Here is a 17,342-nt window from a genome sequence, read left to right on the forward strand (position 1 = left end):
GGGCCGCGCGGCCCCGACCGGACCCGGGCTACACCGAGGGCGCGCTGGTGCCCCGCAGCTGTCCCACCAGGTCCCGCACGACCGCCGCGCCGCCCAGCGTGAGCACCGACTCCGGGTGGAACTGCACCCCCGCGAATCCCGGCCCCCGCAGCGCGTGCACCTCCCCGTTCGCCGCGCGGCTGACCTCCACGCCGTGCGCGGCCAGCTCCTGACGGGCCCCTTCGTCGCAGCGCGCCACGAAGCTGTTGTAGAAGCCGACCGTCTCCGGCCGCCCGAACAGGTCGATCGTCGTCTGCGCCCCCTGGTACGGCACTTCCTTGCGTACGATCTCCAGCCCCAGCTCGGCCGCGATCAGCTCGTGCCCGAGGCAGACGCCGAGCACGCCGTGCGGGTGATCACGGATGATCTCGGAGGCAAGGTTCCGCAGGAGGCGCATCTTGGGATCGGTGAGATCGGAAGGGTCACCGGGGCCCGGGCCGAGCACGACCGGGCCCTCGTGCGCGAGCACCGCCTCGCGGAGCCCGTCCTCGTCGTACCGCCGGACGGTCACCTCCAGCCCGCCCGTCCGCAGCACATGCGCGAGCATCGCCGTGAAGGTGTCCTCGCCGTCGACGACCAGGGCGTGTCCCGTGACCTCCTCGGACGGCTCCTGCATCCGCAGCCAGAACGGCGCGAGCGAGGCCCGGCGCCCGTCGAGCGCGGCCCGCACACGCGGGTCGTCGGCCAGTCGCGGCCGTACGGACTCCTCGCGCGGCCGGCCCGGGCGTACGCCCAGCGCCGTCAGCACGCCCGCCGCCTTCGCGTGCGTCTCCGCGACCTCGCCCGCCGGGTCGGACCCGCGCACCAGCGTGGCGCCCACCGGCACCCGCAGCCGGCCGCCGGCGTCGATGTCTGCCGTGCGGATGAGGATGGGGGAGTCCAGAGTCTGGGCCCCGCCCGAATCCCGTCCGAGGAGGGCCAGCGCACCGGCGTAGTACCCGCGCCCGCCGACCTCGTGCCGCTCGATGACCCGGCAGGCGTTCTGCACCGGCGAGCCCGTGACGGTCGCCGCGAACATGGTCTCCTTCAGGACCTCCCGCGCGTCCAGCGAGGATTTGCCGCGCAGCTCGTACTCGGTGTGCGCGAGGTGCGCCATCTCCTTCAGCCGGGGCCCGACGACGACCCCGCCCATGTCGCCGACGGTGCACATCATCTTGAGCTCCTCGTCGACGACCATCGACAGCTCCTCGATCTCCTTGCCGTCGGCGAGGAAGTCCAGCAGGTGCTCGGGCGTCGGCCCCTCGGCGGGATAGCGGTACGTCCCGCTGATCGGGTTCATGACGACCGTGCCGCCGGACATCCTGACGTGCACCTCCGGGCTCGCCCCCACCAGCGTCCGGTCCCCGGTGTGCACGACGAACGTCCAGTACGCGCCCCGCTCGCCCTCCAGCAGCCGCCGGAACAGCGCCAGCGCGTCGGCCCGGCCGAACCCGGGGATCTCCCCCTCGTACGTCCGCCGGATGACGAAGTTCGCGCCCTCGCCCCGCCCGATCTCCTCCCGCAGCACGCGCCCGACGATCTCCGCGTACTCCTCGTCACCGACGTCGAAGCCGCCGCCCTCGACCCGCACGTCGTGCACCGGGAGCTGCTCCAGTGCGTCGGCGAGCGGGACGACGTAGGACTCCACGGGGGTCAGCACCGACAGTGGCGTGCCGTCGTCGCGGACGTCGAAGCCGCGCTCGCGGATCTGCCGGAAGGGGACGAGCGCCAGGCCCTCGTCGGGGAGGTCGGCGAGGCGGTCGTAGGTGGTGACCGGGCCGATGAGGACCTCGATCAGGTCGTGGTCGTGGCCCGGGGTGCGGCGGCGGAGCAGGGCGAAGGGGCGGGGCTCATGCAGCAGCTGTGTCAGGTCCATGGTTCCTCCGTGGCTGTCGATCGACGTCGATCGATGTCGGTGAGGAACGGACCCCGGGAAACGCCGAAGGCCGCCCCTCGGGCGGCCTTCGCGAAGTCGGTCGTACGCGCAGTCAGTGGGCCGCCGGATGAGCGGTCCACCACCAGGTCTGGATCGAGTGCGCGAACATGGCAGGCACCCTACCCCATGTCCGAGTCGTGTACCCCGTGTCTCAATTGCTGGGCATGGGCCAGGACGCCCGACACGACCCCGTAATGTTGAGGCCGTGACCGTGAACGCTAAGACCAGCACGAGTGCTGGCAACACCTGGCGAGACCTGCCCGCGGCGCAGCAGCCCGAGTACCCCGACACCGAGGCTCTGCGCGCAGTCGTTGCGGACCTCGAGTCGTATCCGCCGCTCGTCTTCGCGGGCGAGTGCGACCAGCTGCGCGCCCGGATGGCAGCCGTCGCCAAGGGAGAGGCGTTCCTCCTCCAGGGCGGCGACTGCGCCGAGGCGTTCGACGGGGTGTCCGCGGACCACATCCGCAACAAGCTCAAGACGCTGCTCCAGATGGGCGCCGTGCTGACGTACGCCGCGTCCGTGCCGGTCGTGAAGGTCGGCCGTATCGCCGGCCAGTACTCCAAGCCGCGCTCCAAGCCGACCGAGACCCGCGACGGCGTGACGCTGCCGACGTACCGGGGCGACTCCGTCAACGGCTTCGACTTCACCGAAGAGGCCCGCATCCCGGACCCCGAGCGGCTGAAGCGGATGTACCACGCCTCGGCGTCCACGCTGAACCTGGTGCGGGCCTTCACCACCGGCGGCTACGCCGACCTGCGCCAGGTGCACGCCTGGAACCAGGACTTCGTGAAGTCGTCCCCGTCGGGGCAGCGCTACGAGCAGCTGGCGCGCGAGATCGACAACGCGCTGAACTTCATGCACGCCTGCGGGGCCGACCCGGAGGAGTTCAAGACCGTCGAGTTCTACTCCTCGCACGAGGCGCTGCTGCTCGACTACGAGTCCGCCCTGACCCGGGTCGACTCGCGCACCGGGCAGCTGTACGACGTCTCCGCGCACATGGTGTGGATCGGCGAGCGCACCCGGCAGCTGGATCACGCGCACATCGAGTTCGCCTCGAGGATCCGCAACCCGATCGGCATCAAGCTGGGTCCGACGACCACGGCCGAGGACGCGCTGCAGTACATCGAGCGCCTCGACCCGGAGCGGGAGCCGGGCCGGCTGACCTTCATCGTCCGCATGGGCGCCGACAAGGTCCGTGACAAGCTTCCCGAGCTGGTCGAGAAGGTCACCGCCTCGGGCGCCACCGTCGCCTGGGTCACCGACCCGATGCACGGCAACACCTTCGAGGCGGCCTCCGGGCACAAGACCCGCCGCTTCGACGACGTGCTCGACGAGGTCAAGGGCTTCTTCGAGGTCCACAAGGCGCTCGGCACCCACCCGGGCGGCATCCACGTGGAGCTGACCGGCGACGACGTCACCGAGTGCGTGGGCGGCGGCGACGAGATCTTCGTCGACGACCTGCACCAGCGCTACGAGACGGCCTGCGACCCGCGGCTCAACCGCAGCCAGTCGCTGGACCTCGCGTTCCTCGTGGCCGAGATGTACAGGGACCAGTAACGGGTCCGCCTGTTACGCGGGCATGGACTGGGGCGCGGATCACACGATCCGCGCCCCTCTCCGCTTTTCTGCCTCCCACCCGGCGGGTAAGGTTAGGTTAGCCTCACCGATCAACGGGGACGGCGCCAAGGATCGAACCCGCCCTGGAGGTGAACCGCGTGTACGTCTGCAGTTGCTTCGGGATCACCGAGCAGCAGGTCAAGCAGCACGCGGACGGCGGCGCCTGCACTCCTCGGCAGATCGCGTCCGCCTGCAAGGCGGGCACGGACTGCGGGTCGTGCGTACGCCGCATCCAGGCGCTCCTCGGCAGGGGCTCGTGCCCTCGCCGTGAGCTGGCGGACCGGGGCGAGCCGGTGCTCGCGGAACTGGAAGACGCCGCCTAGGCCGCCTGGAGCCGCAGGGATCCGGCTAGCTCGGCTGCTCGATCTGCTGCGCGATGTACAGCGCCTCGCCGATCTTGTCGATGAGCTCCAGCTGCGTGTCGAGGTAGTCGATGTGGTGCTCCTCGTCCTCGAGGATCGACTCGAAGAGGTTCGCGGACGTGATGTCGCCCTTGCTGCGCATCACCTCGATACCGCGCCTGAGGCGGTCGATCGCCTCGACCTCGACCTGCCGGTCCGCCTGGAACATCTCGGTGACCGTCTGACCGACCCGGACATGGAAGAGCCGCTGGTAGTTGGGCAGGCCGTCCAGCATGAGGATGCGTTCGGTGATCTTGTCCGCGTGTTTCATCTCGTCGATGGATTCTTCACGCGTGTACTTGGCGAGTTTGGTCCAGCCCTTGTTGTCCTGGATCCGGTAGTGCAGCCAGTACTGGTTGATCGCCGTCAGCTCGCCGGTCAACTGCTCGTTCAGGAATTCGAGAACCTCGGGGTCGCCCTGCATCGCAGAGGCTCCTTCCGCGCGGGGGGAACTGGCAGGTTGCGCCGCATGATTCCACCGGCGACGAAGATCGTCCAGTAAGTCTTCACTTAGTAAGTAAGGGCATGCTTAGTTCTCATTGCCCTGTTTTGGGGTTGCCCCGGTCAGGGGCATCACCGGGGGTCTGTCAGGATGGAGTCATGGGTCAGCCGGTGGGACACGAATCGGGAGAAGGGCGCGATCCGGCAGGAGCGACGCAGCCCGGGCTGCCGCCGGGACAGCGGATGCAGCGCGGCTGGCCGGTCACGCACTACGGCCCCGTCCCCAAGTTCCGGCCCGAGCGCTGGGAGTTCAGGGTCTTCGGCGCCACGGCCGACGGCGGCAAGCACTGCTGGACCCACGAGGAGTTCACTGCCCTGCCGTACACCACCGTCGTGGCCGATCTGCACTGCGTCACGAAGTTCAGCATGCTGGGCGCCGAGTGGGGCGGAGTCCCCGCGCGCACGATCCTCGACATCGCGCCGCCCGCGGACGACGTCACCCATGTGATGGTGTGGGCCGAGTACGGATTCAGCTCCAACCTCCGGCTGTCCGACTTCGCCTCCGAGCACGTCCTGTTCGCCACCCACAAGGACGGCGAGCTGCTCACCGCCGAGCACGGCTTCCCGCTGCGCCTGATCGTGCCCCACCTGTACGCCTGGAAGGGCCCCAAGTGGGTGCGCGGTGTGGAGTACATGACCGCCGACCGGCGCGGCTTCTGGGAGGAGCGCGGCTACCACAACATCGGCGATCCATGGCAGGAGCAGCGCTACTCGTACCAGGAGGAGCCGGGCGACGGCCCCGACCTCTGAGGTTTCAGCAGTCGCGCAGCTTCTTCAGGCGCTCCACGTCCGCCGCGTGCCCCTCCTTGCCGCCCGGCGTCTCGATGATCAGCGGCACGCCCTCGGTCGCGGGGTGCGTCATCAGGGCCCGGAACGGGTCCTCGCCGATGTGGCCGACGCCGATGTTCTCGTGCCGGTCCTTGTGCGCGCCCACCACGTCCTTGGAGTCGTTGGCGTGGATCAGCTTCAGCCGGCCCTCGCCGACCGTGTCCACCAGCAGGTCCAGCGTCTGGTGCATGCCGCTGGGGCCGGTCAGGTCGTGCCCGGCGGCGAAGATGTGGCAGGTGTCCAGGCACACGCCCAGCCTGGGATGCGCGTCCAGCGCCTCGAAGTACGGGCCGAAGTCCCAGGTCCGTGAGCACAGGGAGGCGCCCTGGCCGGCGGTCGACTCCAGCAGCAGATACGGGTCGTCGTCGTGGGTCAGCTCGTCGAGCAGCGGCAGCAGATGCTCCCGGACCTGCTTCAGCGCCACGGACCGCTCCCGGCCGCCGGTCGCGCTGCCGGTGTGCACGACCACGCCCAGCGCCCCGATCTCCCGTCCGCGGCGCAGCGAGTGCCGCAGCGACTCCACCGACCGCTCCACGGTCGCCTCGGTGTGCGAGCCGAAGTTGATCAGGTAGGGGGCGTGCACGTACGCCGGGATCGACTCGGCCTCGCACGCGGCGCGGAACGCCTCGTCCTGCTTCGGGTTGCCGGCCGGAGTGGCCCAGCCGCGCGGGTTGGCGACGAAGACCTGGACGGTCTCGGCCTTGAGGTCACGGGCGTAGGTCAGGCCGACGGAGTGGAGGCCACCGGCCACGGGGACGTGGCCGCCCACGGGGTTGCGGGAGGGGCCGGACAGCTGATGGTTCACCCGTTCAGGGTGTCATGCGCCTGGCCCCGCCCCGTCCACGGGTTCTGTCCACGGGTTCCCTGCCCGCAGCCGTCACCTGATCTTGATGGTGATCGTCGATCCCTTGGGCGCGGTCTCCCCGCCCTTCACGGACTGGTCCTTCACCGTGTCGCCGAACAGGCCGAGCAGTCCGCGGTCCTCGTCGACCTGGAACCCGGCGCTCTTCAGCTCCCGCGTGGCGTCGTCGACGCTGTCGCCGACCACGTCCGGGACCTCGATCATCTCGGGGCCCTTGGACACCGTCAGCGTCACCGTGTCGCCCTCGGCCGCCCGGCCGCCGGGGTTCGGGCTCTGCCGGGCGACCTGGCCCTTGTCGAACTCGGAGGAGGTGACCCGCTCGGTGGCGACCTTCACCTTGAGGCCGGCGTCCGTCAGCTCGGCCCTGGCGTCGGCCAGGTCGTCACCGGTGACGTCGGGGATGTCGACGGGGCTGCCCTTGCTGACGACGAGCGCGACCGCCGAGCCCGCACGCACCTTCGTGCCGTCCGCCGGCCGTGCGGAGACCACCGAGCCCCTGGGCACGTCCTCGCTGAACTCCCGGGTGACCATGCCCGGCTCCAGCCCGTCCTCCTTCAGCAGCGACCGCGCCTTGTCCAGCCGCTGCCCCTCCAGGGCGGGCACCCGCACGTTCCGGGGGCCGTCGGAGATGGTGACGGACACCGAGTCGTTGCCGCGGATGCGTGTCCCGGCCTTCGGGTCGCTGCTGATGACCGTGCCGCGCTCCACCGTGTCGCTGTAGGCGTGCTCCACCTTGCCGAGCTCCAGCCCGGCGTCCGCCAGCCGGTCCTCGGCCTGCGCCTGCGTCTTCGCCAGCAGCGGGGGGACCTCGGTGAACTGGCCCGAGTTGATGTACCAGATGCCGGCGCCGAGTCCGAGCACGAGCAGGACGGCGGCGACGATCGCCATCGGGCCGCGCCGGGGCCCCGAGCGGCGCCGGGACGGCGGGGGCGGCGGGGACTCGAAGCGGCTGGTGCGGTTGAGCGCGGCCGCGGAGCCCTCCTCCTCGTTGACGGGCAGCGGGCGAGGTGTGGCCAGTGCACGGGGGATCACGCTCGTACGGTCGTCGGCGTTGACGTGGTCCACGGTGAGCGCCTGCGGCGGCACCGCGTCCAGCTGTTCCGCCGTCAGCCGGCCGCGCCCGTCACGGACCTGCGCGAGCAGCGCCACCGCGTCGTGCGGGCGGATGTCCGGGGTGCGGGCGGTCGCCGAGGCCACCATCTCGTCCAGCTCGTACGCCAGACCGGGCACGGCGGCCGAGGGCGGCGGGACGTCCTCGTGCAGATGCTTGTAGAGGATCACGGCCGGGGAGTCCCCGTCGTGCGGCTTGTCGCCGGTGAGCATCTCGTAGAGCATCACGCCGCACGCGTACACGTCGACGCGGGGGTCGGCGGTGCCGTTCTCGATCTGCTCCGGGGCGAGGTACGAGACCGTGCCGAGGACGGTGCCGGTGGTGTTCGTCACCGTGTCGACGGCCCGTACGAGGCCGAAGTCGGCGACCTTGACCCGGCCGTCGTCCCCTATCAGGACGTTCTCCGGCTTCATGTCCCGGTGCACGAACCCGGCGCGGTGCGCGGCGCCCAGCGCGGCCAGCACCGGCTCCAGGATGTCCAGGGCGGCGTGCGGCTGCAGGGCCCCGCGCTCGCGCAGCACGTCCCGCAGGGTGCAGCCCGCGACGTACTCCATGGCGAGGTAGACGTAACTGCCGTCGGTGCCCTGGTCGAAGACCTGCACCACGTTCGGGTGCGCCAGCCGGGCCACCGACTTCGCCTCGCGGATGAACCGCTCGACGAACGAGCCGTCGACCGCGAGCGAGGGGTGCATCACCTTGAGCGCGAGGACCCGGTCGAGCCGGGTGTCCACGGCCCGGTAGACCGTGGCCATCCCGCCGACCGCGATCCGCGCGTCAACGCGATACCGGCCGTCGAGCACCTGCCCGACCAAGGGGTCCTGAAGGGTCGTGTCCACGCAGGCGAGTGTACGAGCCACGACTGACAGCTCCGTCCCCCCGTCAGATTCGGAGCGCGACTGAAGCGGACCTGTGACGTGCGTCCCACCCCCGCTGCTTGCACTCACTGAAAAGCAGGCCGCTCCGGGTCCAGCACAGCCATGCCGTCAGCCGGCGAGGACGCCTCCGCGAAGTGCCGCCGGGGAATACGCCCCGCCCGATAGGCCAGCCTCCCCGCCTCGACCGCGTGACGCATCGCGTCAGCCATCAGCACCGGCTCCTGCGCCCGCGTCACCGCCGAGGCGAGCATCACACCCGCACATCCCAGCTCCATCGCCAACGCCGCGTCCGACGCCGTACCGGCCCCCGCGTCCAGAATCACCGGCACGCGCGCGTGCTCGACGATCAGATGGAAGTTGTGCGGATTGCGAATGCCCAGCCCGGAGCCGATCGGCGAGCCCAGCGGCATGATCGCCGCGCAGCCGACGTCCTCCAGCTTCCGCGCGAGCACGGGGTCGTCATTGGTGTACGGCAGCACCGTGAAACCGTCGTCGACCAGCGTCTCTGCCGCCTCCAGCAGCTCGATCGGATCCGGCAGCAGCGTGCGCTCGTCGGCGATGACCTCCAGCTTGACCAGGTCCGTGCCGAGGGCCTCGCGTGCGAGACGGGCCGTGAGGACGGCCTCACCGGCGGTGAAGCAGCCCGCCGTGTTGGGCAGGACGCGAATGCCGAGCTTGTCGAGGACGGACAGCACCGAGCCGTGCACCGAGGCGTTCACCCGGCGCATCGCGACCGTCGTCAGTTCCGTCCCGGACGCGACCAGCGACCGCTCCAGCACGTCGAGGCTGGGCGCCCCGCCCGTACCCATGATCAGGCGGGACGTGAAGGACATCCCACCGAGGACAAACGGATCGTCGGCCATGATCAGCCTCCTTGGACGGCGGTGAGGACTTCCACGCGGTCCCCCTCGGTGAGGGGCGTGGACGGCCACTGCGCGCGCGGGACGACGGTTTCGTTCAGGGCGGCGGCCACGCCGGACGGCGCGGCGGTGAGGGACTTCACGACGGCGTCGAGAGCCGTGCCGGGCCGGACGTCCCGGGGCTCCCCGTTGACGGAGATGTTCATGCGGGCTGCTCCGTGAGTGCGGTGGCGGTGCTGAAGCGCCTCGGCGTGAAGGGGCGGGCCTCCTCGGGGAGTTCACCCGTCGCCAGGGCGTGCGCCAGGGCGTCGCCGGTGACCGGCGTGAGCAGGACGCCGTTGCGATAGTGACCGGTGGCCAGCAGGAGCCCTTCGAGACCGGTCGGGCCGAGCAGCGGCGCGTTGTCGGGGGAGCCGGGGCGCAGTCCGGCCCGGGTCTCGGTGAGGGGCAGCTCGGTGATGCCCGGGACCAGCTCGTGCGCGTCGCGCAGCAGCTCGTACACGCCGCCCGCGGTCACGGTGGTGTCCCAGCCCAGTTCCTCGCTGGTCGCCCCGATGACCAGCTCGCCGCTCTCGCGCGGCACCAGGTAGACGTGGCTGCCGCGCACGACCGCGCGTACGGTCCGGCTCAGGAACGGCCCGTGCCGCTGCGGCATGGTCAGCCGTACGACCTGCCCCTTCACCGGCCGCACGGGTGGCAGCACCTCCTCGGGGACGCCCGCGAGCCGCCCGCTGAGGCTGCCCCCGGCCAGCGCGACCTGCCCGGCGTCCAGCGGGGTGCCGTCGTCCGTGACGACGCCCGTGGCGCGGTCCCGTACTACGGTGAGCCGCTCGGCCCACGCCCGGTGGAAGACCACACCGGTCCGCTCGCACGCGGCGACCAGCGCCCCGGCCAGCCGCCGCGGGTCGATCTGGTGGTCCCCGTCGACCCGCAGCCCGCCGCGCACGCCCGGCGCCAGCATCGGCTCCAGGCGACGGCACTCCCGCCCCGACAGCCACTGCGACTCCAGGCCCGACTGCTGCTGCAGGGCGTGCAGTTCGCGCAGATGGGCCCGGTCGTCGGCGTCCAGGGCCACGGCGAGCGTGCCGCACCGGCGGTAGCCGAGGTCGTGGCCGGTCTGCTCGGTGAGCTCGGCCGCGAAGTCCGGGTAGCGCCGGGCGGAGGCCAGATTCAGCCCGAGCAGGGTCTGCTCGCCGTAGTGCAGTTCCGTGACGGCGGCCAGCATCCCGGCCGCCACCTGCGCGGCTCCGCCGCCCGGCTCCGGGTCCACCACGGCCGTGGCGAGCCCGCGCTGCGCGGCCCGCCACGCGGTGACCAGGCCGATGATCCCGCCCCCCACGACGAGGACGTCTGACGTTCGCGTACGCGACATGGGCGTCCAGCCCCTCCCTTCGCCGGCATGACCCGGATCAGGTTCGTACGGTCGGAGGCCGCCAGCCTCCCTCTCAGCCCGGTGCGTCCGGGCTCCCGCGAGTGCCTTACGTTGGCCACCCACCCTAGCCCGATGCCGTATGCCGCAGTAAGGGAGCCACCGCCCATGGCCCGATCTCTCGACGGTCTCGTCCTCGCCCCGGTCGCCGATCAGGCACCCGGCCAGGTGGGGACCCGCACCCGGTTCACGTACCACGAGAAGGACGGCGAGATCTGGGCCGAGTACACCGGTGGCGACGTCGTACGCGGGCATCTCGTGGGTACCCGGGAGGGCGACAGGCTGGATTTCCGGTACGTACAACTCAAGGGGGACGGGGCCACCTCCTCCGGGCACTGCGTGTCGACGGTCGTGGAACTGCCCGACGGGCGGGTGCGGCTGGAGGAGAGCTGGGAGTGGGAGTCCCAGGTGGGCAGCGGAACGAGCGTTGTGGAGCAGGTCACTGCGTATGAGCACTGACTGACGAAATGTCAGTTGTCTATGGTGATCAGGTGAGCGAGCAGACGCAGGAACCAGGTTCGTCCGCGCCGCGGCGCGTGGTCGTGGCGGGTGCGGGCATGGCCGGTGTCCAGACGGCGGTCGCCCTGCGGGAGCAGGGCTTCACCGGCACCGTGAGCCTCATCGGCGCCGAGCCCCACCAGCCCTACGACCGGCCCCCCTTGTCCAAGGCCGTCCTGCTCGGCAAGGCCGAGGGCTCCGCCTTCGACGTCGACTTCGAGGCCCTCGGCATCGAGCTGCGGCTCGGCTGCGAGGTGCGGGGGCTGCGTCCGGGCGACCACGAGCTGGACACCGAGGACGGGCCCGTGCCCTACGACGTCCTGGTCGTCGCGACCGGTGCCGAACCCATCCGGCTGCCCGGGGCGGAGGGCGTGCCGGGCGTGCATCTGCTGCGCACCCTGGACGACGCCGAGCGGCTGCGGCCGGTGCTGGCCGCACGGCGCGACATCGTGGTCGTCGGCGCCGGCTGGATCGGCGCGGAGTTCGCCACGGCCGCGCGCGAGGCGGGCTGCGCCGTGACCGTCGTGGAGGCCGCCGAACGGCCCCTCGCCGGGGCGCTGCCCGCGGAGGTCGCCGCGCCGATGGCCCGCTGGTACGCCGACGCGGGTGCCGTGCTGCGGACCCACGCACACGTGGAGCGCGTGGAGCCCGGCACGGTGGTTCTCGACGACGGCTCCCGGCTGCCCGCGGACGCGGTCGTCGTCGGCATCGGCGCCCGTCCGGCCACGGCCTGGCTGGCCGGCTCCGGGATCGAGCTGGGGACGCACGGCGAGATCGTGGCCGACGAGCACCTGCGCGCGTCGGTGCCCGACGTGTACGCGGTCGGCGACTGTGCCTCCTTCCCCTCGGGCCGGTACGGCGAGCGCCTGCTGGTGCACCACTGGGACAACGCCCTCCAGGGGCCGCGCACGGTCGCCGTGAACATCGTCGGCCGGGCCTCGGGAGAGACCCCGGCGGTGTACGACCCCGTGCCGTACTTCTGGTCGGAGCAGTTCGGGCGGTTCGTGCAGTACGCCGGGCACCACGCGGCCGCCGACACGACCCTGTGGCGCGGCGACCCGGCCGGACCGGCCTGGACGGTCTGCTGGCTGCGCGGTGACCGGCTGGTCGCGCTGCTGGCGGTGGGCCGTCCCCGGGACCTGGCGCAGGGCCGCCGCCTGATCGAGTCGGGCACGCCGATGAATCCGGCCCTGCTCGCGGACCCGGCGAGGCCGTTGAAGGCGGCGACGGCGTAGCTCGGCAGGAGCGCGTGTCCGCCCAGGTGGGCGGTCCCGACTTCCGACTGTCAGTGGGGGATGGCAGGCTGGTTTCCGTGACCGAGATTGACGCAAAGATCGATGCTCTCGTCCCTGCCTGGCTCACCCTCCCCGACATCGCCGAACAGTTCGGCGTCGAGGTGACGCGCGTGCGGCAGCTGGTCAAGGAGGGCCAGCTCATCGCCGTACGCCGCGGTGAGAACCGCGCGCTGCACGTCCCCGCGGCCTTCATCGACGGGGACAAGGTCGTCAAGGGCCTGTCCGGGACCCTGACGCTCCTGCGGGACGACGGCTTCACGGTCGAAGAGATGCTGGAGTGGCTCTTCACCCCCGACCCGAGCCTGCCCGGCACGCCGGCCCAGGCCCTGAGCGAGAACCGCGGCACGGAGGTGAAGCGCCGCGCCCAGGCGCTCGCGGTCTGACCCGACCACGACCGAACAACGGTCCGGTTCCGTACCCGCGGGGCCGGACCCGAACAACCGCCCGGTGTGCGGGCCGGGACCCGTGGGGTGACCCATGGGGTCCCGGCCCCGGGGTGGCTTGTGCCCGGCACGGACGCGTGCGCCCGGTGCCTCGTAGTGTCACGGGCACGGCTGCACCCCGCACCCGTACGCCACCGACACCAGGGGGACGACACGCATGGCCGCCACCACCCGCACCACCGCCCGCGCCCAGCTCGCCGACGCCCGGCTCTACCTCTGCACCGACGCGCGCAAGCGGCAGGGCGATCTCGTGGAGTTCCTGGACGCCGTCCTGGCGGGCGGGGTCGACATCGTGCAGTTGCGGGACAAGGGCATGGAGGCGGCCGAGGAGCTGGAGCACCTGGCCGTCTTCGCCGACGCCTGCGCCCGGCACGGCAAGCTGCTCGCGGTCAACGACCGCGCGGATGTCGCCCACGCCGCCGGCTCCGACGTACTGCATCTCGGCCAGGGCGACCTCCCCGTCCCCGCGGCCCGCGCGATCCTCGGCGACGACGTCCTGATCGGCCGCTCCACGCACGCCGAGTCCGAGGCCGCCGCGGCCGCCGTCCAGGACGGCGTGGACTACTTCTGCACCGGCCCCTGCTGGCCCACCCCCACCAAGCCCGGCCGGCACGCCCCCGGCCTGGACCTCGTCCGGTACACCGCCGCCCTCGGCACCGACCGGCCCTGGTTCGCCATCGGCGGCATCGACCTCGGCAATCTCGACCAGGTCCTCGAAGCGGGAGCCCGGCGTGCCGTCGTCGTACGGGCGATCACCGAGGCCGACGACCCGGGCGCGGCGGCGGCCGAGTTCGCGAAGCGGCTGCGGGAGCGGCAGGAGACCGGTTTGTAGGCCGGTTTGTCCAAGGGGTGGACAACAAGCGCACAAATCAGGCAAAAGTCCGGGGCCCGGTTGGGGGACCGAGCGCCCCTGGCTAACCTGCCGGTATGGCCCTCGGCACCGCATCCATCAGGTCGGACCACGCGCGCACCGTCCGCGACATGCTCGCGACCGGCAAAACGACGTACTCGTTCGAGTTCTACGCCCCGAAGACCCCGAAGGGCGAGCGGAACCTGTGGAACGCGCTGCGCCGGGTCGAGGCCGTGGCGCCCGACTTCGTCTCCGTCACCTACGGAGCGGGCGGCTCCACCCGCGCGGGCACGGTCAAGGCGACCGAGGCGATCGCCTCCGACACCACCCTGACGCCCATCGCGCACCTCACGGCGGTCGACCACTCCGTGGCCGATCTGCGCAACATCATCGGCCAGTACGCCGACGCCGGGATCCGCAACATGCTCGCCCTGCGCGGCGACCCGCCCGGCGACCCGATGGGCGAGTGGGTGCCGCACCCGCGAGGCCTCGCCTACGCCGCCGAACTCGTCGAGCTGATCAAGGCGTCCGGTGACTTCTGCGTGGGCGTCGCCGCCTTCCCGGCGATGCACCCGCGCTCCACCGACTGGGAGACCGACGTCCGCCACTTCGTCGACAAGTGCCGTGCGGGCGCGGACTACGCCATCACGCAGATGTTCTTCCACCCGGAGGACTACCTCCGGCTGCGCGACCGCGTCTCGGCCGCCGGCTGCGACACCCCGATCATCCCCGAGGTCATGCCGATCGCCAGCGTGCGCTCGCTGGAACGGATCGGGTCCCTCACCAACGCCGCGTTCCCGGCCGCCCTGAAAGAGCGGATCCTCACAGCAAAAGACGATCCGGCCGCTGTACGCTCCATTGGTATCGAATTCGCCACGGAGTTCTGTGCGCGGCTGCTCGCCGAGGGAGTGCCCGGCTTGCACTTCATCACGCTCAACAACTCCACGGCGACGCTGGAAATCTACGAGAACCTGGGCCTGCACCACCGACCGCAGGCCTAGACCGTTCGCACCGGTATACGACACACTGCGTAGCGGCGACTGGGAGAGGGGCGTACATGGGCTGGGCGGTCCTCTACATCGCGTTCGGCATCGTCGCGCTGTGGCTGCTGGGCGAGGTGCTGCTGCAGTACAAGGCGCGGCTGCGCTGGCGGCTGCTGGCCTTCGCCGGTTTCCTCGGTGTCGTCGTCGGCGTGCTGATCCCGTCCGTCATCGTGATCGGGTTGGGCGCGGCCGCCTTCGCGGTCGGGCAGACGTACGTCACCCTGTCGTTCCGCAGCGGCTTCTCGGCCGGCTGGGCGATGAACGCGCCGATGCTGGGCGGCAAGAGCCGCCGCGGTGAGCGCGGCCGTCAGGAACCGAGCCTGGAGGTCTCCGGCATGGAGGCGGCCGACGGCGGCTACGGCGACGAGGGCGGCGACTACCGCCGCGACGCCCCCGCCTACGGCCAGGACGACGACTACGACCGCGACGACGTCTTCACCCCGTCGCGCCCGGTGCACCCGACGGCCGCCGAGACCACCGCCGTCTACGAGCCGCAGCCCGTGCCCGACGACACCGGCTCCTACGGCGTGTACGGCGACACCGGGTACCAGCCGGGCCCGCCCCACGACCAGTACGCCGCCACGGCCCAGGGCACCGACCAGCCCTACGCCTACGACTACTCGGGTTACGGCCAGCAGCAGGGCTACGACGCCACGGACCAGCAGCAGTACGCCGCCTACTCCGACCCGTACATCGGCACGCCGACCTACGGCGGAGCCTCGTACGACACCTCCTACGGCGACCAGCAGTACTACGCCCAGCAGGGCTACGGCCAGGACCAGTACGCCGGCACCTACGGCGGCGAGTCCCCGCCCGACGGTGTGTGGGTCCCGCAGCAGCGCACCACCGACGAGTACGGCCAGGAGCTGCCGCCGGAGCAGTCGTACCCGTACCAGGGCAACGGGCAGCAGCAGACGCCCGGGAACGGCTTCGACGAGCAGTACCGTTTCTGAAGCCTCAACGCCGCTGGGGCGGCGAACTCACTGAGAGCCCCGGAACTCCGGTCCCTCCACGATCAGTCCCGCCACCAGCGCGCCCGACATGCCCGCGTGCGGCAGTCCGCCACCGGGATGGGCCCAGCCACCGACGGCGAACAGGCCGGGCACGCGCGTGCTGTTGGACGGATGCAGCAGCCGCCCGCCGTCCGCCGCCAGGGCGGGCACCGGCACCGCTCCGCCCTCCGCGCCGGTCGCCTCGGCGATGTCGGCCGGCGTGCGCACCTCGTGCCAGAGGAGGCGGTCGCGCAGGTCGGGCAGGGCGCGTTCGGCGACCGTGATCATGTTCTCGGTGAGGGCGTCACAGGGCTCGCCGGGCCGCGCGGGCACCACCGTCGTGAGGGTGACCGCCTCGTGGTCCGGGTCCGGGACCAGTGCCGGGTCGTCGGGCCGCAGGACCGTGACCGTAGGACGCGGGTTGTGCGCCGCCGTGCCGAACAGGGCGTCCAACTCGGCCTCTCGGTCCGCCGCGTGGACCACCGTGCGGTGTGCCGTGCCCTCGGGGCGGGCGCCGCGCAGGGCGAGCAGTACCGTGACCCGGCTCGCCGCCGCGGGCTGCGGCGGCACGTCGCCGTCGCCCCGCACCACGGCCTGGGCCGACAGCCGGTCCAGCGTGCCGGGCGCGACACCGGCGACCACGAAGTCCGCCTCCGCGACCGTGCCGTCGGCGAGCTCGACCCCCGATGCCCGGCCGTCCTTCTCCAGCACCCCGGTCACGTCGGCACCGAAACGGAACTCGACCTTTCGGGCCACACACCGCTCGTACACCGCGCGGGCCAGCTCGCGCAGGCCGCCGCGCACGTACCAGGTGCCGAAGGCGTGCTCCAGGTACGGCAGTACGGCCGCGCTCGCCGGGGTGGTCCGGGGGTCCAGGCCGTGCGCCAGGGCGTGGCTCTCCAGGAGGGCGGTGAGCCGGGCGTCCCGCAGCTCCCAGGCGCCGACCTCGGCGAGCGTGGCGGCCCGGCGGGTGCGCAGCAGCCGCTTGTGGGGCACCGCCGGGTACGGCTCGCGCTCGGCCAGCACCTGCCAGTTCGGCCACAGCGGCTCCTCCAGGAGGGGCCGGCGCGTGCGGTCCCAGGCCTCGCGGGCCCGCACCAGGAAGTCGCCCCACCGCTTACCGGCCCCGGACCCGAGCGCCTCGTCCAGGGCCGTCACGACGCCCGCGCGCGAGGCGTTCGGCAGCGAGACCCCGGTGCCGTCCGCGAACACGTGCCGGGACGACGGGTCGACCTGGACCAGGTCGACGCAACGCTCCAGCGGCTCCTTGCCGGTCTTGACGAACAGGTCGCGGTAGACGGCGGGCAGCGGGAGGAGGCCGGGGCCGGTGTCGAAGGAGAACCCGTCGCGCTCGAAACGGCGCAGTGCTCCGCCGTATGTGTCCGTCCGCTCGTACACCACCACCCGGTGGCCCGCGACGGCCAGCCGGGCGGCCGCCGCCAGCGCGCCCATCCCGGCGCCGATCACCGCAATCCGTGCCATGCCAGGGACTTTATCGGCCCCCACTGACAGCCCTCGCGCGACCGCCTCCGAGTACGGGCGCGGAGGTGATCGTGACCAGTCGGCCACGGAGCGTTGTGGGCTCGCGTGCGCAGGGCTGAGTACCCGTACCTAGGGAGGGAGTTGAGTACGCGCGCGGATGGGAGACGACCGGCGAGAACGAGAGAGTGGAGGCACGGAGAGGGGGCACGGCCCCGGTACCGGCGACACGGGGCGCCGGAACGGGACCGGGCCCACGATCCGCTCCTTCCGCCGACGGAGTCGGCGGGAGCGAGCGGATCG

The 17,342-nt window shown here is 71.9% G+C and carries 18 protein-coding genes and 1 riboswitch; of the genes, 9 read left to right on the forward strand and 9 right to left on the reverse strand.

Features of this window, described 5'->3' with window-relative positions; all coding sequences use genetic code 11:
• Positions 1 to 28 precede the first annotated feature (28 nt).
• Together CCL05_RS37400 and CCL05_RS47645 are read right to left on the reverse strand one after the other, a co-directional pair.
• A complete protein-coding gene (locus CCL05_RS37400; RefSeq protein WP_086565085.1) occupies positions 29 to 1,894 on the reverse strand; it encodes an anthranilate synthase family protein in 1,866 nt (621 codons plus the stop codon).
• Between the two features lie 112 nt (positions 1,895 to 2,006).
• Positions 2,007 to 2,063, reverse strand: coding sequence for a trp operon leader peptide (locus tag CCL05_RS47645; protein WP_082319877.1), 57 nt, complete (start codon positions 2,061 to 2,063; stop codon positions 2,007 to 2,009).
• A 96-nt stretch (positions 2,064 to 2,159) separates the two neighbouring features.
• On the opposite strand from CCL05_RS47645, the gene CCL05_RS37410 reads away from it, so the two are divergent.
• Together CCL05_RS37410 and CCL05_RS37415 are read left to right on the forward strand one after the other, a co-directional pair.
• Positions 2,160 to 3,512, forward strand: a complete 1,353-nt coding sequence (locus tag CCL05_RS37410) for a class II 3-deoxy-7-phosphoheptulonate synthase (RefSeq protein ID WP_086565086.1) — start codon at positions 2,160 to 2,162, stop codon at positions 3,510 to 3,512.
• A 149-nt stretch (positions 3,513 to 3,661) separates the two neighbouring features.
• Positions 3,662 to 3,895: a (2Fe-2S)-binding protein gene (locus CCL05_RS37415; protein WP_167409691.1), complete on the forward strand. Its 234-nt coding sequence runs from the start codon at positions 3,662 to 3,664 to the stop codon at positions 3,893 to 3,895.
• Positions 3,896 to 3,920: 25 nt separating this feature from the next.
• Here CCL05_RS37415 and bfr read toward each other — a convergent pair whose 3' ends face one another.
• The gene (bfr, locus tag CCL05_RS37420) at positions 3,921 to 4,397 is read right to left on the reverse strand and encodes a bacterioferritin (protein ID WP_086565088.1); all 477 of its coding nucleotides are present in this window, start codon (positions 4,395 to 4,397) and stop codon (positions 3,921 to 3,923) included.
• A gap of 176 nt (positions 4,398 to 4,573) precedes the next feature.
• Between bfr and CCL05_RS37425 the strand changes: the two genes are divergently transcribed.
• Entirely contained in the window at positions 4,574 to 5,224 is a 651-nt protein-coding gene (locus tag CCL05_RS37425; protein ID WP_086565089.1) for a sulfite oxidase-like oxidoreductase, read from the forward strand.
• A gap of 4 nt (positions 5,225 to 5,228) precedes the next feature.
• On the opposite strand, the gene CCL05_RS37430 is transcribed toward CCL05_RS37425, so the two are convergent.
• The 5 genes from CCL05_RS37430 to thiO form a co-directional block, all read right to left on the reverse strand.
• Positions 5,229 to 6,107, reverse strand: a complete 879-nt coding sequence (locus CCL05_RS37430) for a deoxyribonuclease IV (protein WP_086565090.1) — start codon at positions 6,105 to 6,107, stop codon at positions 5,229 to 5,231.
• 72 nt (positions 6,108 to 6,179) lie between these two features.
• Complete coding sequence (pknB, locus tag CCL05_RS37435; RefSeq protein WP_167409692.1) at positions 6,180 to 8,111, reverse strand: Stk1 family PASTA domain-containing Ser/Thr kinase; 1,932 nt, start codon at positions 8,109 to 8,111, stop codon at positions 6,180 to 6,182.
• Positions 8,112 to 8,215: 104 nt separating this feature from the next.
• On the reverse strand, positions 8,216 to 9,013 hold the full coding sequence (locus CCL05_RS37440; protein WP_086565091.1) for a thiazole synthase: 798 nt from the start codon (positions 9,011 to 9,013) through the stop codon (positions 8,216 to 8,218).
• A gap of 2 nt (positions 9,014 to 9,015) precedes the next feature.
• Complete coding sequence (thiS, locus tag CCL05_RS37445) at positions 9,016 to 9,216, reverse strand: sulfur carrier protein ThiS (RefSeq protein ID WP_086565092.1); 201 nt, start codon at positions 9,214 to 9,216, stop codon at positions 9,016 to 9,018.
• A complete protein-coding gene (gene thiO / locus CCL05_RS37450) occupies positions 9,213 to 10,382 on the reverse strand; it encodes a glycine oxidase ThiO (protein ID WP_086565100.1) in 1,170 nt (389 codons plus the stop codon). The genes thiS and thiO overlap by 4 nt, the downstream gene beginning before the upstream one ends.
• Positions 10,380 to 10,491, reverse strand: a riboswitch (TPP riboswitch). Its footprint overlaps the gene before it by 3 nt.
• A gap of 56 nt (positions 10,492 to 10,547) precedes the next feature.
• Here thiO and CCL05_RS37455 point away from each other — a divergent pair.
• The 6 genes from CCL05_RS37455 (at position 10,548) to CCL05_RS37480 (ending at position 15,521) form a co-directional block, all read left to right on the forward strand.
• Entirely contained in the window at positions 10,548 to 10,898 is a 351-nt protein-coding gene (locus tag CCL05_RS37455; protein WP_086565093.1) for an avidin-fold protein, read from the forward strand.
• A 32-nt stretch (positions 10,899 to 10,930) separates the two neighbouring features.
• A complete protein-coding gene (locus CCL05_RS37460; RefSeq protein WP_208641704.1) occupies positions 10,931 to 12,172 on the forward strand; it encodes an NAD(P)/FAD-dependent oxidoreductase in 1,242 nt (413 codons plus the stop codon).
• A gap of 77 nt (positions 12,173 to 12,249) precedes the next feature.
• Entirely contained in the window at positions 12,250 to 12,615 is a 366-nt protein-coding gene (locus CCL05_RS37465) for an Rv2175c family DNA-binding protein (RefSeq protein WP_086565101.1), read from the forward strand.
• Positions 12,616 to 12,832: 217 nt separating this feature from the next.
• Entirely contained in the window at positions 12,833 to 13,507 is a 675-nt protein-coding gene (gene thiE, locus CCL05_RS37470) for a thiamine phosphate synthase (RefSeq protein WP_086565095.1), read from the forward strand.
• A 95-nt stretch (positions 13,508 to 13,602) separates the two neighbouring features.
• Positions 13,603 to 14,526 (forward strand): methylenetetrahydrofolate reductase [NAD(P)H], encoded by a 924-nt coding sequence (gene metF / locus CCL05_RS37475; RefSeq protein WP_086565096.1) that lies wholly within the window; start codon positions 13,603 to 13,605, stop codon positions 14,524 to 14,526.
• A 56-nt stretch (positions 14,527 to 14,582) separates the two neighbouring features.
• Positions 14,583 to 15,521, forward strand: a complete 939-nt coding sequence (locus CCL05_RS37480) for an SCO2102 family sporulation regulator (RefSeq protein ID WP_086565097.1) — start codon at positions 14,583 to 14,585, stop codon at positions 15,519 to 15,521.
• Positions 15,522 to 15,548: 27 nt separating this feature from the next.
• On the opposite strand, the gene CCL05_RS37485 is transcribed toward CCL05_RS37480, so the two are convergent.
• On the reverse strand, positions 15,549 to 17,042 hold the full coding sequence (locus CCL05_RS37485) for a phytoene desaturase family protein (protein ID WP_086565098.1): 1,494 nt from the start codon (positions 17,040 to 17,042) through the stop codon (positions 15,549 to 15,551).
• Positions 17,043 to 17,342 lie beyond the last annotated feature (300 nt).

The organism is Streptomyces africanus (assembly GCF_002150735.1).
Classification (GTDB): Bacteria; Actinomycetota; Actinomycetes; order Streptomycetales; family Streptomycetaceae; genus Streptomyces; species Streptomyces africanus.